The following is a 16886-nucleotide window of genomic DNA, read 5'->3' as shown; positions in this document are numbered from 1 at the left end:
GAAATGCGCGACAACAGCCTGCTTCTGGTGACGCGCTTCGACAAGATCCTCGGCGACAAGGACCGCGCCAAGGTCATCAAGAGAGTCCGCCAGGAAACCGAGGGCCTGTTTGCCGACGTCTTCCCGGTGTCGCTGTTGCAGGCGATGCGGGCGGGTGAGGACGAGGGCCTGTGGATCGAGAGCGGCGCCGACGCCTTCACCAAGGCGCTGTTCGAGATCGTCCACCGCATCATCGACGAGGGTCATCCCGAACCGGGCGACGAAGGCAAGCCGGCGATCAAGGCGGATCCCGCGGACGAGGACGAAGTGGGCCAGAGCCTGATCGCGCAGACCTTCGAACGGCTGACAGCGATCCGCAACACGCCGGTGGTGCGCGTCATGCCGCGCCGCGTCGCCGTCAAGGACGAGGAGCGTCTCTTGCGCACCGAACGTCCCGCGCCGGAACATGGCCCGACCCTGGTCACCTTTGCCGACCACATCGTCGGCACAGAAGACCTGCCGGTGGGGCGCGCCAAGAGTTCATGATAGGAAGGGGCTGACCGGGTGAGCGTTGCGGAAAGTCTCGGGGCGGTGGTGAAAGCCTTTCCGCAGGCCAAGCTTGTGGCCTTCGCCGACCTGTCCGCGCGCATGATCCTGACCAGCGCCGGCCCGATGATGATGACGCAGGAGCACCTGGATCGGCTGTGCGACCAGGCCCGCAGCAGCTTTGACGACCCGATGTTCTCGCTGTGCGTCGGGGCCTTCGGGGAACCCAATGCCGCGATGCTGCTGGGGCCGGCAAACCTGCGTCTGTTCCTGCGATCCGAGGTGGAGCCGGCCGACGCCCTGTGCTGCATCTGCGATCCCGGCATTGACCTTGCCGCTTTTGTGACGAAAATTCGCGAAACGCTTGAAAGCATCACCCATGACGGGTGACCGGGCGGGTGACTGGGGCCGCGGATAACCTTGAACAAGGGCACAGTTCCGATCATCGCACGTCTGCACAGCCTGCAGGCGCCGGTTCGCGTGATGTCGGGCGGCGCGCGCGTGATCGCCGAGGCCGGCGATCGCAACCCGGTCGCACATCTGCTGCGTGAGGCGAACGAGACGATGCTGGCCCGGTCGCTGGAGTTCCGCTCCTCTGCCGGTCCCTCGTTGACGCTGGACGTGGCCGGTCGCCGGGTGTTGCGCCTGACGGCCAGCCATGGCCTGCCAGGGGCGGAGGCCTGCCTCGGCGCCGAGGTGCTTGAGGACGAGCACAAGGATGACCTGATCAAGCTGCTTCAGGCCGTTGCAGCCCCCAGGCAGGAGCTTCGTGTCGTCACGGGGCCGGTCAGCCGCGAGGGGTCCGAGGTCAGCGTCGGCCTGCCGGTCGCATTGCTGGCGGATCTGATGCTGATCGACCTGAACGTGACCGGGCCGGAGGACAGCCTGCCGGAAGAGGCGGAAGAAATTTCCGAGCGCGAAGAGACGCCGGCCGTGCGTCTGTCCGGCGCCGGGATCGACGACTTCGCCTCTGCCATCGGCCCGTCGCTGATCGCCTGGCTGATCCGCCGCGGCGGGGGAGAGACCGCGAGCGACGGGCCCGAGGACATGGTCTCGCATATGCACGCCTTCCTCGACGACGAAAGCGAAGCCGTGGTGCGGCAGCTGGATCTGGTTTCGGCCGCTCCCGGTGATCCGGCCTGCCTGATGCTGGGGGTGACCCTGATTGACGGCCACGGCATCCTGTGCGCCCGGCTGGAGGACAGCCTGCTGCTGGGCGTGATCGAGGGCGACGGCACGCAGGCGGTGCTGACGGCCTGGCGCGGCCTCATGGCCTGAGCCGCATCTGCGGCGTGATTGAGGAAATTCCATAAAAGGCAATCGGTTAAGCTCGTGTAAGGCTTGGCCATGATATCACCGGTCCCGGGTGAAAGACTTGGGTGATGTGGGATGGCAACGCAAAGCAATGCGGCGCCAGTCATCATCAAGCGGAAGAAGGTTGCGGGTGGCGGGGGCCACCATGGCGGGGCCTGGAAAGTGGCCTATGCCGACTTCGTGACCGCCATGATGGCGTTCTTCCTATTGATGTGGCTGCTGAACGCGACAACGGAAAAGCAACGCAAGGGAATCTCGGACTACTTCAATCCGACGATCCCGGTGAACCGGATCTCGGGCGGCGGAGACGGGGCCTTCGGCGGCAACAGCGTCTTCGCTGAAGAGACGATGGCCCATACCGGGACGGGCGCTGTGAACCGCAAGGATGCCGCGGCTTCGGCGACCGAGGCGGGTGCGGACGCCGGAAAGGGCGCTGCCGGCGAAGGTCGCGCCATGTCCGAGTTGCAGGAAGTCGAGAAGGCCCTGCTCGCTCGTGGCGGCGAAAGCAACACGATGGAGCGGCTCTTGCGCCATGTGGTGACGCGCATCACCGATGAGGGCCTGGTGATCGAACTCTACGATCTGCCCGACGCACCGCTTTTCGTGGACGAAACGGCCGAACCGTCCCCGGTGATCGAGGCTCTGGTCGACCTCTTGGCCGATGTCCTGAACCTGACCGGCAACGAGATCGCTGTCAGCGGGCACCTGCGCGCGCATCCGGTGACCCTGATCGACAACCCGGTCTGGACCCTGTCGGCCTTGCGGGCCCAGGAGACGCGACGGATGCTGGAGACTGCCGGGATCGATCCGGCGCGGATGCAGCGCGTCTCGGGCCATGCCGACCGCAAGCCGGCGGTTTCGGACCCGACCTCGGTCCGCAACAACCGGGTAGAGGTCATCCTCTTGCGCCGTGATCGATAATCCTTTGAATTTTATCCGTTAGGCCGATGTTAAGCCGCCCGGATGCAACTTTGATCCGCACAGGAGTCGAAGCTGCAGAAAGGCGCTTTACATGACGATTTCCTCTTCGCTCAGCGCGGGCGTGGCCGGGCTCAACGCCAACGCCACGCGCCTCGCGTCGATCTCGGACAACATCGCGAACTCGGGCACTTACGGCTACAAGCGCGCCTCGACCGATTTCACCAGCATGGTGATTACCTCGTCACGGGGCGCGGGCACCTATTCCGCCGGGGGTGTCCGGGCCTCGACGGTGCGGCTGATCGACGAACGCGGCGATCTTGTCGGAACCGGCAATCCGCTGGATCTCGCCATCGCCGGGCGAGGCATGTTGCCGGTCATCAACGAGGTATCGCTGGGCAATGCCCTGTCCGACACGCCGCTGCTGATGACCCGCACCGGAAGCTTCCGCACCGATGCGGATGGCGTGCTGAAGACCGACTCGGGCCTGGTGCTGCTGGGCTGGCCGGCCAATGCCGATGGCACCATCCCGTCCAACCCGCGCGACACCATTTCCGGCCTGGTGCCGATCGTGATCAACACCAACCAGACGGCTGGCGATCCGACCACGACGATGAACCTCGGGGTGAACCTGCCGGCGACCTATACCGTCGCCGGCTCGACCGCGGTGCCGCCGCCCCTTTCGGTGGAATATTTCGGCAACCTCGGCACCTCCGAGGCGCTGGAAGTCAGCTTTGTTCCGGTCGTTCCGGCTACCGGATCCTCGAACCAGTGGACGATGCAGATCCGCGACAGCGCGGGCGGCGGCAACCTGATCGGAGAGTACAACCTGACCTTCGACGATTCGCGGGGGGCGGGGGGCACGCTGGCCTCCGTCACGGTGGTGTCGGGCGGGGCCTACAACCCGGCCGACGGGACGCTGGCGCTGACCGTGGCGGGCGGGCCGATGACCGTGGGCATCGGGCGCTTGGGCGATCCGAACGGTCTGACCCAGCTGTCGGACAACTTCGCCCCGGTGTCGATCACAAAGAACGGCTCTCCGGTCGGCAACCTGACCACGGTCGAGGTGGACGAGAAGGGCTATGTCAACGCCACCTATGACACCGGCTTTACCCGCAGGCTCTACCAGATCCCGCTGGTCGACGTGCCGAACCCCAACGGGCTTCTGTCGCTGTCGAACCAGACCTATCAGGTCTCGCCCGAGTCGGGGTCGTTCTTCCTGTGGGACGCGGGCTCCGGGCCGACCGGGTCGATCCAGGGCTATTCGCGCGAGGGGTCGAAAACCGATGTGGCGGCCGAACTGACTAGCCTGATCCAGACCCAGCGCGCCTATTCCTCGAACGCCAAGGTGATCCAGACGGTGGACGAGATGCTGCAGGAAACCACCAACATCAAGCGGTGATAGGCGATGAGCGTCACCTCCGCCCTTGCCGGAGCCCTGTCGGGCCTCTCGGCCACCTCGCGCCAGGCCGAGATCCTGTCGTCCAACGTGGCCAATGCCACCACGCCCGGCTATGGGCGGCGCCAGGTCGGCCTGTCGGCAGCGGTGCTGGCCGGGACCGGGCAGGGCGTGCAGGTGACGGGTGTGACGCGCGATGTCGACCGGCATCTGCTGGGCGAACGGCGGCATGCCCAGGCCGGCGGCGGCGATCGGGACATCCGGGCTGCCTTCTTCTCGCGGCTGGAAAAGGCGGTCGGCACGCCGGACAGCGCGGGCTCGCTGGCGGCCAGGCTGGCGGCCTTCGATCAGGCCCTGGTCGACGCTGCCGGGCGCCCGGAGTCCCAGACCCGGCTTGGCGCGATCGCAACCACCGCAAGGTCGTTGGTTGACGGCCTGGCTTCGGCCACGCGCGACATCCAGGCGGCCCGCGCTACCGCCGACCGCCAGATCGGCGAGGAGGTCGGCAAACTCAACCACGCCCTCACCCAGTTGCACGAGATCAACGTCAACCTGCGGTCCTTCACCGGCGCGGGGCGCGACGTTTCGGCGCTTCTGGACGAACGGCAGCGCCTGATCGACCAGGTTTCGGCGATCGTTCCCTTGCGCGAGGTTCCACGCGACCTGAACCAGATCGCGCTCTTCACCGTCGGCGGAGCCCCCCTCCTGGACGGGTCGCCCGCGGTCATCGGCTTTTCGCCGACCCACACCATAACGCCCGAGATGACGCAGGCTCTGGGCGGGCTGTCGGGCATCACGATCAACGGCCGTCCCTATGACACCGAAGGTTCGGCAAGTCCGATCCTCGGGGGCACGCTGGGGGCGCTGTTCGCAGTCCGGGACACTCTGGCCGTGGAGGCGCAGGGCAAGCTCGACGCCGTGGTGCGCGACCTTGTCGAGCGCTTTGCCGCCGCCGGGCTGGATCCGACACGCGCCCCGGGCGATCCCGGCCTCTTCACCGACGCCGGCCTGGCCTTCAACCCCTTGAACGAGGTCGGCCTGGCCGGCCGATTGCGGCTTAACGCGCAGGTCGATCCCGCGCAGGGCGGCGCGCTTTACCGCTTGCGCGACGGTCTGGGCGCTGTTGCCGAAGGGCCGCCCGGCAACGGAACGCTGCTTGCCGCGCTGCATGCGGCCCTCACCGATGCGCAGCCGCTGTCATCCTCGGGTTTCACGGCAGGGTCGCGCAGCTTTGCCGCCCTGGCCGGAGACCTTATGTCCGACATCTCTGCCGGCCGGCTCTCGGCGCAGTCGGAGCAGAGTTTCGCGGCGGCCAAGCTGACCGCCCTGACCGATCTCGAGGCCCAGAACGGCATCGATACCGACCGCGAGATGCAGGAGCTTCTGGTGATCGAGAAGAATTATGCCGCGAACGCCAAGGTCATCCAGGCGGTGGCCGAGATGATCGACACCCTGATCAGGCTGGGGGCGTGATGCGGGTCTCGGTTGGCGACGCAAGCCTGACGAACATCCTGGCCCGCCAGGGGGCGGAGCTGCGCGCCCAGGTCCAGCGCGCCGCGCAGGAGGTGGCGACCGGGCGGCATGCCGACATCGGCCAGGCCCTGCGCGGGGATTTCTCGCCGCTCCTCGCCGTCGATGCGAGCCTGGCGCGGCTTGCGGCCTTCAAGTCCACGGCGGCCGATGCGGCCCTTCAGGTGGCGGCGCAACAGGCGTCGATCCAGGGCCTGTCGCAACTGGCCAGCGGAATCTCAAGCGCGCTGATGGGCGCGCGCGATGTAGCGACCCAAGCCCAGATCGACACGCTTGCGGCCGATGCGCGCGGACGCCTCGCCTCGGCGGTCGGGTTGTTGAACGCCCAGGCCTCGGGGCGCGCGGTCTTCTCCGGCCAGGCAACCGGAACCCCGCCGCTGGGTCCGGTCGAGGACTTGCTGGCCGAGCTCGAGACGGCGGCCGCCGGCGCGACGACCGCTGGTCAGGTCGCAGCCGCGGTCACGACCTGGTTCGCGAATCCGCTGGGTTTCGGCGCCTTCTACCAGGGCGGCCCGGCGCTGACACCCGTGCCGGTGGCGCCGGACGAGACGGCCGAGGTCTCGACCACCGCCATGGATCCGGCGATCCGGGATACCCTCTCCGGCCTTGCGATGGCGGCCCTTCTGGACCGGGGCATCCTGGCCGGAGACCCAGGCGAACGCGCCCGGCTGGCCGCGACCGCCGGCCAGCACCTGATGCGCGGCGAGGAAGCGCGGATCACGCTTCAGGCCCGGATCGGCGCGGTCGAGGCGCAGATCGAAAGCGCCCGCGCCCGCAACGGGGCCGAGGAGACCGCGCTGGGCATCCTGCGCTCCGAGACCGGCTCGGTCGATCCCTACGAGGCGGCAACCCGGCTGGAGACGATCCGCACGCAGCTGGAGTCGCTCTACCTCGTCACCGCCCGCGTCTCGCGCCTCAGCCTTACGGAGTATCTGCGATGATCCGCCTTTTCCTTGCCCTGTGCCTTCTGGCGACCTCGGCCCTGGCCGAACCGATCCGGATCAAGGACCTGGTGGAGTTCGACGGCGTGCGCGGCAACGACCTGGTGGGCTATGGCCTGGTTGTGGGCCTGAACGGCACCGGCGACGGGCTGCGCAACGCGCCCTTCACCGAGGAGATCATGGCCAACCTGCTGGAACGGCTGGGCGCAAATGTCACGGGAGAGGAGTTCCGGCCGAAGAACGTGGCGGCGGTCTTCGTGACCGCGCAACTGCCGCCCTTCGCCCGGTCGGGATCGCGGATCGATGTCACGGTCTCGGCCATAGGCGATGCGAAGAGCCTGCTCGGCGGGACGCTGGTGATGACGCCGCTGAACGGGGCGGACGGGCAGATCTACGCGGTGGCGCAAGGCACGATCATCGCGGGCGGCGTGTCGGCGACGGGCCAGGCGGCCAGCGTGACCCAGGGGGTGCCCACCGCAGGGGTGATCCCATCAGGCGCGCGGGTGGAGCGGGAGGTGGACTTCGACTTCACCGGCCTGTCGGTGCTGCGGCTGGCGTTGAAGGCGGCCGATTTCACCACGGCGGAACGGATCGAACGTGCGGTCAATGCCGAGTTCGGTCGTCGCGTCGCGCAGATGCAGGATTCGGGCACGGTGGCGGTGGATATCGGCGCGACCGGCATGGAGTCGCCCGCGCATGTGTTGGCGCGGATCGAACGGATCCCGGTCGAGCCCGAGACGCGGGCGCGCGTGGTGGTGGACCAGCGGTCCGGGACGATCGTGATGGGTGCGGATGTGCGGATCAGCCGGGTTGCGGTGGCGCAGGGCAACCTGACGCTGCGTGTCGAGGAGAGCCCGCTGGTCGTCCAGCCCAATCCCTTTGCCGAGGGCGAAACGGTCGTGGTGCCGCGATCCAATGCCTCGATCGGCACGACCGGGACCGGGCTTGCCGAGATCAGTGGTGGAACCGATCTGGCCGAGGTCGTGGCCGGGCTGAACGCGCTGGGCGTGGCGCCGCACGACATGATCGACATCCTGAAAAGCATCAATGCCGCCGGCGCGCTGCATGCCGATTTCGTGGTGAACTGATCCGTTTGAACCGAGCGGCGGGACCGCTGATCCCGCGGGGATCTCCGGTCAGCGCCGGCATTGACCCTGGATGTCAGCGAGGAGTGCCTGAAAGGCATCGACGAGCAGTCCGGCGCCGGGCCGCGCGTCGGGACGGCCGGAGTTGACCCTGCGGGGGAGCGGGCGTAAGCGGGATGGCAACTCCGGATCAAATCCAGACACGAGCATTCCCTTGGCCATTCACCTGCACCAGAACGACCTTCCCGACGGGCTGGCCCTTGGCCCGGTCGTCGCCATCGACACCGAGACCATGGGCCTTGACCCGCGCCGCGACCGGCTTTGCGTGGTGCAGCTTTCAGATGGCAACGGCGATGCGCATCTGGTGCAGATCGCCCGGGGCCAGACCCGGGCGCCGAACCTGGAACGGCTTCTGACCGATCCGGCAGTGCTGAAGCTCTTCCACTACGGCCGGTTCGACATCGCTGTGATGAAGCGCGCGTTCGGGGTGACCACGGCGCCGGTCTGGTGCACCAAGATCGCCTCGAAGCTAGTGCGCACCTTCACCGACCGGCACGGGCTGAAATACCTTCTGGCCGATCTGGTCGGCGTCGATGTCTCGAAGCAGCAGCAGACCAGCGACTGGGGCGCCGAGGTGCTGACCGAGGCGCAGAAGGACTATGCCGCCTCGGACGTGCTCTACCTGCACCAGTTGAAGGCCGAGCTCGAGGTGCGACTGATCCGTGAGGGCCGGCTGGAGCTGGCCGAGCGGCTGTTCGCCTTCCTGCCGACCCGGGCCGAGCTGGACCTTCTGGGCTGGGAAGACGCCAATGACATCTTCCTCCACTGACCCCCTTGCCACCGGCCGCCGGGTCGTCCGCCGCGAGGCGGAGGCGCTGGAGCGGCTGGCCGGGTCGCTGGACGACAGTTTCGGCCGCGCCGTCGCGCTCTTGATGCAGGCCGAGGGGCGGGTCATCGTCTCGGGCATGGGCAAGTCGGGCCATGTCGCGCGCAAGATCGCGGCCACCTTCGCCTCGACCGGCACGCCGGCGCATTTCGTCCATCCGGCCGAGGCAAGCCACGGCGATCTGGGCATGGTGGCGCAGGGTGACGTGCTGCTGGTCCTGTCGAATTCGGGCGAGACGCCGGAACTGGCCGATCTCCTCGCCCATGCCAAGCGCTTTTCCATCCCGATGATCGCGATCTCGTCGCGTCCGGGATCGACGGTGATGCGGCAGGCCACGGTGGGCCTGCTTCTGCCCGAAGTGCCCGAGGCCTGCGAGAAGGGCATCGTGCCCACCACCTCGACCACGATGACGCTGGCGCTGGGCGACGCGCTGGCCATCGCGCTGATGGAGCATCGCGCCTTCACGCCCGAACATTTCCGCATGTTCCATCCCGGCGGCAAGCTGGGCGCGCGGCTGTTGAAGGTGCGCGACCTGATGCACGCCGACCCGCCGCTGGTGCCCGAGACCCTGGCGATGGGCGAGGTTCTGGTCGAGATCACGCGCCGCGGCTTCGGGGTCGTGGGGGTGACGGACGCGGCGGGCGATCTGGCCGGCATCATCACCGACGGCGACCTGCGCCGGCATCTGGACGGGCTGATGTCGCACAACGCGGGCGAGGTGATGACCCGCGATCCGCGCACCATCGGCCCGGATGCCCTGGCCGGCGAGGCGCTGGCCCTGATGAACGACCGCAAGATCACCTGCCTGCTGGTGACCGAACCCGGCAGCCGCCGGGCGATCGGCATCCTGCATGTGCACGACTGCCTGCGCGCCGGGGTCGCCTGACCGTGGCGCGGGCCGACACGCATACCCGGGTGGTGGGCTGGCTCAAGGTCGTGCTGCCGCTGGCGGCGCTGGCGATCCTGTCCACCCTGTTCCTCGTCGCGCGGCGGATCGATCCCGAGGACGCGCTGCCCTATGCCGAGGTCGATGTCCGCGACCTGGCCCGCGAGCCTCGGATGACGGCGCCGACCTACGCGGGCACCACTTCGGACGGGGCTGCCCTGACCCTGCATGCGGACGAGGCCCGACCTGCCGCCGAAGCGACCGAAGCGGCGGCGATAGAACTTCGGCTTGAGCTGGCCACGCCCGACGGTGCGCGGACCGAGCTTGCAGCAGCCAAGGCGCAGATGGACAGGGGCGCGCAGCAGGTTGTCCTGTCGGGCGGCGTGACCGTCGCTACCTCGTCCGGCTACCGGCTGGAGACAGAGGAGATCCTGGCCCGGCTGGACCGGACCGGGCTGGAAAGCCGTACCCCGGTGACAGCGACCGGCCCGGCGGGCGAGATCCGTGCCGACAGCATGGTGCTGCGTCAGGACATCCAGACCCCGGGTGCCTATGTTCTGGTTTTCAACGGGGGTGTCCGGCTGGTATACCGACCGGGCGGCTAGAGGCGCTGCAGAGGTTTTCGCATGGCATTCACCTTTCGATCCTTTTCCCTGGCGTTGGCGCTCTCGCTTGCGGCCTCGGTGGCGGCAGCCCAGCAGAAGATCGCCTTCGGTGATCTGAACCAGGACACGACCCTGCCGGTCGAGGTGCAGGCCGACCAGCTGACGGTGAACAACGCCGACGGCAATGCGGTGTTCAGCGGCAACGTGATCGTCACCCAGGGCGAGATGAAGCTGGCCGCGGGTGAGGTGCGTGTGACCTACGGTGCCGACCGCAAGAGCATCGACAGCCTCGTCGCCTCGGGCGGGGTGACGGTTACGAACCTCGGCGATGCGGCCGAGGCGCGCGAGGCGCTCTACACCATCGACAGCGGGGTCATCGTGCTGACCGGCGATGTGCTGCTGACGCAGGGCCCCTCGGCAATGTCGGGGCAGAAGCTGACCATCAACCTGAAGGACGGGACGGGCGTGATGGAAGGTCGCGTCACCACGACCTTCCGGCCGGGGGGCAACTGATGGCGGGGACCCCGGGCCAGAGGCCGGATCTGACGGTGACCGACGGCCAGGCCGGGTTGCAGATCCGCAGCTTGCGGAAAAGCTACAAGAAACGGCCGGTGATCCGCGATGTCAGCATGGACCTGCGCCGCGGCGAGGTGGTGGCGCTTCTCGGCCCGAACGGGTCGGGCAAGACGACCTGTTTCTACGCCATCGCCGGGCTGGTGATGCCCGAGGGCGGGCAGGTGCTGATCGACGGCAAGGACGTGACCGCGCTGCCGATGTATCGCCGCGCCCGGCTGGGGATCGGCTACCTGCCGCAGGAGGTCTCGATCTTCCGGGGCCTGTCGGCGGAGGACAACATCCTCGCCGTGCTGGAGATCGTCCAGCCCGACCGCCACAAGCGGCGCGAGCGGCTGGAAGAGCTGTTGTCCGAGTTCTCGATCACCCATCTGCGGCGCACGCCGGCGCTTGCGCTCTCGGGCGGCGAACGGCGGAGGGTGGAGATCGCGCGCTGCCTGGCGGCGGATCCGAAATATCTGCTTCTGGACGAGCCCTTCGCCGGGGTCGATCCGATCGCGGTGGGGGAAATCCGCCACCTGGTCCACGACCTGAAGGCGCGCGGGATCGGGGTGCTGATCACCGACCACAACGTCCGCGAAACGCTGGAAATCGTGGACCGGGCTTACATCCTGCATGATGGAAAGGTGCTGATGTCGGGCACCACGGACGAGGTCGTGCGCGACGAGACCGTGCGCAGGGTCTATCTGGGCGAGAACTTCCGCATCGTCTAGGCGGGCCCGCGGGATGTGACCATCGATTCGGTTGACAAGCCGGGCTGGGCTGGCGCCAAATGCCTGTAATGAGCGCGTTACATGCCCATGTCTCCGGTCTGCATCCAGCGGTGTCTCCGCCCGGCGGAACTGGCGTGACGCGACGTTTCTTCGGTTCATTGTCGGACGGACGGACCGGAAGGGGCTGACGCTCCTTGCCGGTCTGTCAGCATGCGAAAAGGAGAGATCATGCGCTATCAGATCAGTGGGAAGCAGATCGACGTCGGTGAGGCTCTTCAGACCCATGTGAAGGCCGAATTGGGTGAAGTCGTTGAAAAATATGCCCAACGGCCGACCGAGTGTGTGGTGGTCTTTTCCCGGATGGCGCATGAATTCGTCTGCGAGGCAACGATCCATCTGTCCACCGGCCTGACGGCCCAGGCCCGCGGGCATGCGTCGGAGATCTACGCGGCCTTCGAGTCCTGCCGCGAGAAGATGGACAAGCAGCTGCGCCGCTACAAGCGGCGGATCCGCAACCACCACTCGAACCGCTCGGCCCCCGTTGAATTCGCCGGGGCGGCCTCGTATATCCTCGCCGCAAACGAGGACGCCGACGACGCCGAGCCTGACACCCTTCAGCCCGTGGTCATCGCCGAGATGGAGACGAAGATCCCTTCGATCACCGTCGGCGAGGCCGTGATGCAGATGGAACTGGCCGGACAAAAGATGCTGGTGTTCCGCAACGAAGGCCATGGGGGCGTGAATGTCGTGTACCGTCGGGACGATGGCAACATCGGCTGGATCGATCCCCGCAACAGCAAATGAAGCGTCCCAGTGACGCAGGAACAACGCCGACCCATGGAACTTTCCAAGCTGCTTGTCCCGGGCGCCGTCCGCGTGGTCGGCCAGTTCACCTCGAAGAAGCGGCTGTTCCAGGAGCTGGGCGAGATTGCCGCGCAGGCCTACGGGCTGAACGGGGCGGCCGCCATCGAGGGTTTGCAGGAACGCGAGACGCTGGGGCCGACGGGCGTGGGGCATGGCATCGCCCTGCCGCATGCCCGGCTGGAGGACCTGAAGTCGATCATCGGCGTCTTCGTCCGGCTGGAAAAGCCGCTGGACTATGACAGCGTGGACCGCCAGCCGGTCGATCTTATCTTCGGTCTGTTCGCACCGAAGGATTCGGGCGTCGATCATCTGAAGGCGCTGGCGCTGGTCAGCCGGACGATGCGGGATCAGGGCGTGGTGGCCAAGCTGCGCGCGAATTCCGATCCCGCCAAACTGTATGCGATACTGACCGAAGCCCGGGCGCCGCAGGCCGCCTGAGAGGCGTGCTCGTCGTGGACTTCGTCCCTCCTCGCGGGCCTGCGACGAGGCGGCGAAGCCGCACGAGGAGCATTCAGCCGCGCCAACGGGCGAAGCCGAATCCCATGTAGTCGCGCGCATAGGCCTCGGCGGCGGCGGTTTCCAGGCTTTCGTCCCAGATCGACTCCAGGTCCGTCACGGCGGGGTCGGGCCCTGGCCTGGGCGCGGCCACCCCGACTTCGGCGGCCAGGTGGGCAAGGCCTTCGGTCAGGCGATCCTCGCGCAGAAGGTGGTCGAGCGGCTGGAAGCCGGCAAAGCCCTGGACCAGCGCGGTCTGGCTGCACAGGCTGGGGTCCACGCGGGCCCCGGTCTGGCCGGCAACCGCGAGGCGGCAGTAGTGCAGGAAAATCAGGAAGGCCGCGCGTTCGGCCTCAGGCGTCGGGAAGGGCGCGCCCGGGGGCTGAAGCTCGGCGAGAAAGCCGTTGATCAGGATGCGGCGCAGGTCCTGCGCCTCGCCCATCACGATCTTGCAGCGAAAGGCGGCATGGGCGCGCAGCAGCGGGTGGCGGAGCACCGTGAAGCTGCGGTGGCCGGGATGCCGACGCTTCCATTGGCGCAGGGATTTCTGTTCGAAGCCTTCGGTCACCGCGCCTAGGCTCGCGAACCAGTCGCGGATCGGGGTCTCGGGTCCGGAGCGGATGGGCAGGAAGAGAAGACCCGCCTCGGACGCGAGCGCGGTCGGCACACCCGCCGCCCGTCGCGGCTCGAAACTGGGGGTGCGGCCCAGATTGAACACATCTACCGCCGCCACCGCCTCGGCCAGGGCCTCGGGGTTTTCCAGCTTGTCCTCGATGGGGCCGGGGTTCTGCTTCTTCAGTGTGTCGTCCAGCGACTTCAGCCGCGCCTCGACGCCGAGGAAGGCCGCCAGCCCGTTCACCACCTCAAGCGAGCCCAGATCCTCGTAATCGAGATAGAAGGCGGTCTGCCCGGCGGTCTGGAGCGCATTCAGGATCAGAAGCTGGAAGGCCTGGATGTCGCGCAGATGGGCCAGGAATTCCGGCACGTCGAAACGCACCTTCGCGGTCTTGAGCCGCTTGGGATGGGTCAGCTTCCACTGGTCGGTCGCCTGGGCGATCTTCCAGCTGACATAGCTTTCCAGCGGGTTGCGGGTCAGGACGATCTTGGCGCAACCGGGGTCGGGCAGCACCTCGTCCAGGATGCGCAGGTCGTGGTCGTGGAAGAAGCGGAAACCCGGCAGGCCCTCGGTTTCCTCGCGCAGCTTGCGCAGGAGGCGGCCGGGGTCGCGGTCGCGCTCTTCCATCGTGATCCCGAACAGCTCGGTCCGGTCCTTGCGGCCGAGGATGTAGCGGTTGAACACCTCGCCGTGGCTGACCACGCCCGGCAGCGCGTTCAGGTTCGCCTCGAGCAGGTTCGACCCGGTGCGCATCTCGGCAAAGACCACGAATGAGTGAAAGCGCGGCATCAGCGGACGATCCGGGGGCGCGGAAGGCTCTGGTGAGGCTGGGCAAGCTCGGCGTCGGCCGGGAAGTCTCCCATCAGGACGGGTGCCATGCCCTGGTTGCGCAGGTCCTGGAGAAAGGCCCCGAACCCTTGCAGCGGGATCAGCGACGGCAGGTCGCTGACGCGGTGCGCGGCGCGGGGGTTGAGGGCGTCAACCAGTTGCTCCAGCGGCTCGGCCGGGTTCTCGACAAACTCGGCCAGGGACCAGATCCGGATGGAGGCGCGCGCTTCCGGACCGTTCAGCTGGGCAATGAACTCGCTTTCCACCTTTTGCAGGCGCGCCGCCTCGGCCCGCACCTCGGCGGCGCTGCGACCCGAGCGCCAGAGCGGGATGGCGAAGGCCCCAGTGATGGCAAAGATCGTGGCGTTCGGATCGCTTGCCAGGAACGGGGCGATGGCCTGTTCGTCGGCGGGGCCGAACTGGAAGCACTGGGTCTCGCCCCGGGTGTTCCAGATCAGGTTGGTCAGGAAGCTGCGCGGGTTGTAGTCACGAAGCGTGGGGCTGTCCGACAGGCCGCCCTTGAACACGCTTTCGCCGCCCGCGAACTGGACCCGGTCGAAGTCGAAGAGATGGCCATGCACGCGGGCATCCAGCGCTCGGGCAAGCCAGGGCTGGAAATCGTCGAAGAGTTCCGCAAAGCCGGAAAAGACGCCGTAAGGGGCGGCTGACCTGGTGCCGCCGCGGGCGCGGGTCGGGAAGCGGCTTTGCATGTAGAGGCCGGGGCGACCCTTCAGCCGCCGCTCGACCGCCTTGGCGAACAGGCGGTTGATCTTGCCGGGGTTGGGTTCCGGCGCCAGCGCCCGGTCGCTGTCGGGGCCGAGGAAGGTGCGGTAGAGCAGATCGGCCCGCGGCCAGATCTTGCGGGCGAGGAAGGCATCGGCCTGGCGAAGAAGGTGCAGGTGATCGTCGTAGAACACATGCGGGCGGCCCTGGTAGTCGAATTTGGACAGGGTCAGCGACCGGCTTTCGATGCGGTTCGAGACCTGCCGGACCAGGCTTTGAAAATAGCTTTCATCCGGTATCCAGACCCTGCGGAAGTATCGGTCGATCGCCGGACGGTCGGGGTGGGAGAGAACGGCCTGGAGCGTGGGCCGGGTCAGGCACCACCATTGGCTGCCCAGATGCGGGACGAGGCCCGGGGGCAGGCGGCGGCGAAAGCGCAGGGCGCGTTGCAGCGCGACATAGCCGTCGAACAGGCGGCGCTGGCGCTTCCACGCGAAGGGAAAGCGCAGGGTGAAACGTTCCTCGTTCAGCCCGCCGACCGTCCAGCCGACATCGGCGGTGGTCACGCTTTCGATGAAGTCGGTGTGGGGATGCGCGGCAAGATGCGCCTTCAGCGCGCGAACCGGCCGGATCGGCAGGCATGAGCCCGAAGCGAGCAGCACATGAGAGACCGCCGGAAAATCGGCCAGCATCAGGGTCGCGGCGTCCAGGGTGGCCTGGACGATGCCGAAGGTGCCCCATTCGCAAGGGGTCCGGCGGGAAAAGCGGATGTCGGGCAGATCGGCCAGCGCAGCGGAAAGGGCGTTAACCTGGTCGTGCGGTGCACGGGCATCGACATGGATCACCACGGGGCAGCCGTGCAGGGCCCAGTGCCGGGCGAGTTGTGCCGCGCGGTCGAGGTCCGCGTGGCACAGCATGACGATGCCCAGTGCGCTGTCCCCGGTCACGCCCAGTTTCCCTTCGACATCAGGCCCAGAACCTCCAGCTGACGCCAGTTGACATACTTCTCGCTCCAATTGCACCAGAGATCGCGTTCGCGGGTGATCCCCTCGCGGTAGGCGCGGTATTCTTGGCTTTGGGCATAGTGCTGGCCGCGGGTGAGTTCCTCGGCGGCCCTGCTGGCGAAAGTGTCGAGGAACTTGGCGTGGAGAAGGACGCCGGACGGGCGTTCGCCGCCCTGGTCGTCGTAGGTCAGGTTCAGCGCGCGCGGCAGCAGCATGTGGGTCGAGGAAACATAGGCATAGCTGCGGTGCCATTTCACCAGCGGCGTCTTGTTCATCGCCGGCGCGCGTTTCGGCCGGTCGGTGAAGAACAGCCGCGCCCGGGGGCCGCCCTGGATCCAGAGGTTGCGATACAGGGGGTTGCGGCTGATGACGTAGTTGCCGCTGTCGAAATACTGCGCGATCTCGAAGGGGTTCTGCCCCTCGCGGTAGGGCTGTTCGTGCATCGCGCCCCTGGGATACATGTCCAGCATCATGGCCGAGAAGCTGGGCGTCTCGGCGCTGTCGAGCCAGTCGGTCAGCGCACGCAGCGGGCGGGTCTCGCAGAAGGGATAGACCAGGAATTCGTCCACATCCACGGTCAGGCACCAGCGCCCGTGACCGTGCCGGCGCAGAAGGTGCATCAGCCAGTCCATGCCGAAGCGCGACTGTCTGTAGCTGTGCGTGGTGGACCAGAGCGAAACATCGGGCTGATCGGCCAGATATTCCCGAGTGCCGTCGTCGGACCCGTTGTCGACGATGAGGAAGTGGTCGATCCCGAGCCTGCGGTAGTAGGTCAGGAAGTAGGGCAGGCGGATGCGCTCGTTGCGCATGGTCGAGAACAGCAGGATCGGCTGCGCCGGAAGGGTGGCGGTGCGGTCGGCGACGGCGGTCAGCTGGCGGCCCCGACGCCAGGCCCGGGCAAGCAGGTAGCGCCGCTCTGTCCGCAGCCGGATCAGCATCCTCAGACCCATCGCCCGCCCCCTGCGTCCGAGACCCGCCCCG

17 protein-coding genes and 1 pseudogene are annotated in these 16886 nt (G+C 67.5%); 15 read left to right on the top strand and 3 right to left on the bottom strand.

Annotation, left to right across the window (positions count from 1 at the left end; translation table 11 throughout):
- From ACK4IU_RS10330 to ACK4IU_RS10260, 15 genes and pseudogenes are all read left to right on the top strand, one after another.
- A pseudogene (locus ACK4IU_RS10330) lies at positions 1-525 on the top strand (hypothetical protein); the annotation flags it as partial.
- Between the two features lie 75 nt (positions 526-600).
- Positions 601-915 (top strand): hypothetical protein, encoded by a 315-nt coding sequence (locus tag ACK4IU_RS10325; RefSeq protein ID WP_409734628.1) that lies wholly within the window; start codon positions 601-603, stop codon positions 913-915.
- Between the two features lie 30 nt (positions 916-945).
- Positions 946-1803, top strand: coding sequence for a hypothetical protein (locus ACK4IU_RS10320; RefSeq protein ID WP_409734626.1), 858 nt, complete (start codon positions 946-948; stop codon positions 1801-1803).
- A 111-nt stretch (positions 1804-1914) separates the two neighbouring features.
- Positions 1915-2760, top strand: coding sequence for a flagellar motor protein MotB (locus tag ACK4IU_RS10315; protein WP_409734623.1), 846 nt, complete (start codon positions 1915-1917; stop codon positions 2758-2760).
- A gap of 91 nt (positions 2761-2851) precedes the next feature.
- Positions 2852-4159 carry a flagellar hook protein FlgE gene (locus ACK4IU_RS10310; protein ID WP_409734621.1) on the top strand — a complete coding sequence of 436 codons (1308 nt, stop codon included), beginning with the start codon at positions 2852-2854 and terminating at the stop codon, positions 4157-4159.
- 6 nt (positions 4160-4165) lie between these two features.
- Entirely contained in the window at positions 4166-5629 is a 1464-nt protein-coding gene (flgK, locus tag ACK4IU_RS10305; RefSeq protein WP_409734619.1) for a flagellar hook-associated protein FlgK, read from the top strand.
- On the top strand, positions 5629-6627 hold the full coding sequence (locus ACK4IU_RS10300; RefSeq protein ID WP_409734617.1) for a flagellin: 999 nt from the start codon (positions 5629-5631) through the stop codon (positions 6625-6627). Before flgK ends, ACK4IU_RS10300 begins: the two co-directional genes overlap by 1 nt.
- Positions 6624-7715, top strand: coding sequence for a flagellar basal body P-ring protein FlgI (locus ACK4IU_RS10295; protein WP_409734615.1), 1092 nt, complete (start codon positions 6624-6626; stop codon positions 7713-7715). Before ACK4IU_RS10300 ends, ACK4IU_RS10295 begins: the two co-directional genes overlap by 4 nt.
- A 211-nt stretch (positions 7716-7926) precedes the next feature.
- The gene (locus tag ACK4IU_RS10290; RefSeq protein ID WP_149587497.1) at positions 7927-8541 is read left to right on the top strand and encodes a ribonuclease D; all 615 of its coding nucleotides are present in this window, start codon (positions 7927-7929) and stop codon (positions 8539-8541) included.
- A complete protein-coding gene (locus tag ACK4IU_RS10285) occupies positions 8522-9484 on the top strand; it encodes an SIS domain-containing protein (RefSeq protein WP_409734613.1) in 963 nt (320 codons plus the stop codon). The genes ACK4IU_RS10290 and ACK4IU_RS10285 overlap by 20 nt, the downstream gene beginning before the upstream one ends.
- Before the next feature lie 2 nt (positions 9485-9486).
- Positions 9487-10089: an LPS export ABC transporter periplasmic protein LptC gene (lptC, locus tag ACK4IU_RS10280; RefSeq protein ID WP_409734611.1), complete on the top strand. Its 603-nt coding sequence runs from the start codon at positions 9487-9489 to the stop codon at positions 10087-10089.
- A gap of 21 nt (positions 10090-10110) precedes the next feature.
- Complete coding sequence (locus ACK4IU_RS10275) at positions 10111-10602, top strand: LptA/OstA family protein (protein ID WP_409734609.1); 492 nt, start codon at positions 10111-10113, stop codon at positions 10600-10602.
- Positions 10602-11375, top strand: coding sequence for an LPS export ABC transporter ATP-binding protein (gene lptB, locus ACK4IU_RS10270; RefSeq protein ID WP_409734607.1), 774 nt, complete (start codon positions 10602-10604; stop codon positions 11373-11375). Before ACK4IU_RS10275 ends, lptB begins: the two co-directional genes overlap by 1 nt.
- 228 nt (positions 11376-11603) lie before the next feature.
- Positions 11604-12179, top strand: coding sequence for a ribosome hibernation-promoting factor, HPF/YfiA family (hpf, locus tag ACK4IU_RS10265; protein ID WP_409734604.1), 576 nt, complete (start codon positions 11604-11606; stop codon positions 12177-12179).
- A gap of 33 nt (positions 12180-12212) precedes the next feature.
- Positions 12213-12677: a PTS sugar transporter subunit IIA gene (locus ACK4IU_RS10260; RefSeq protein WP_409734602.1), complete on the top strand. Its 465-nt coding sequence runs from the start codon at positions 12213-12215 to the stop codon at positions 12675-12677.
- 73 nt (positions 12678-12750) lie between these two features.
- Here the strand turns inward: ACK4IU_RS10260 and ACK4IU_RS10255 are convergent, their stop codons facing one another.
- The 3 genes from ACK4IU_RS10255 to ACK4IU_RS10245 are packed head-to-tail and all read right to left on the bottom strand — an operon-like array spanning position 12751 to position 16855.
- Complete coding sequence (locus ACK4IU_RS10255) at positions 12751-14139, bottom strand: nodulation protein NodH (protein ID WP_409734600.1); 1389 nt, start codon at positions 14137-14139, stop codon at positions 12751-12753.
- A complete protein-coding gene (locus tag ACK4IU_RS10250; protein WP_409734597.1) occupies positions 14139-15848 on the bottom strand; it encodes a beta-1,6-N-acetylglucosaminyltransferase in 1710 nt (569 codons plus the stop codon). The genes ACK4IU_RS10255 and ACK4IU_RS10250 overlap by 1 nt, the downstream gene beginning before the upstream one ends.
- Positions 15845-16855, bottom strand: a complete 1011-nt coding sequence (locus ACK4IU_RS10245; protein ID WP_409734595.1) for a glycosyltransferase family 2 protein — start codon at positions 16853-16855, stop codon at positions 15845-15847. The genes ACK4IU_RS10250 and ACK4IU_RS10245 overlap by 4 nt, the downstream gene beginning before the upstream one ends.
- Positions 16856-16886: the final 31 nt, after the last annotated feature.

The organism is Tabrizicola flagellatus (genome assembly GCF_046295235.1).
In the GTDB taxonomy this organism is placed as follows: Bacteria; Pseudomonadota; Alphaproteobacteria; order Rhodobacterales; family Rhodobacteraceae; genus Tabrizicola; species Tabrizicola flagellata_A.
This window is presented reverse-complemented; position numbering and strand designations above follow the sequence as displayed.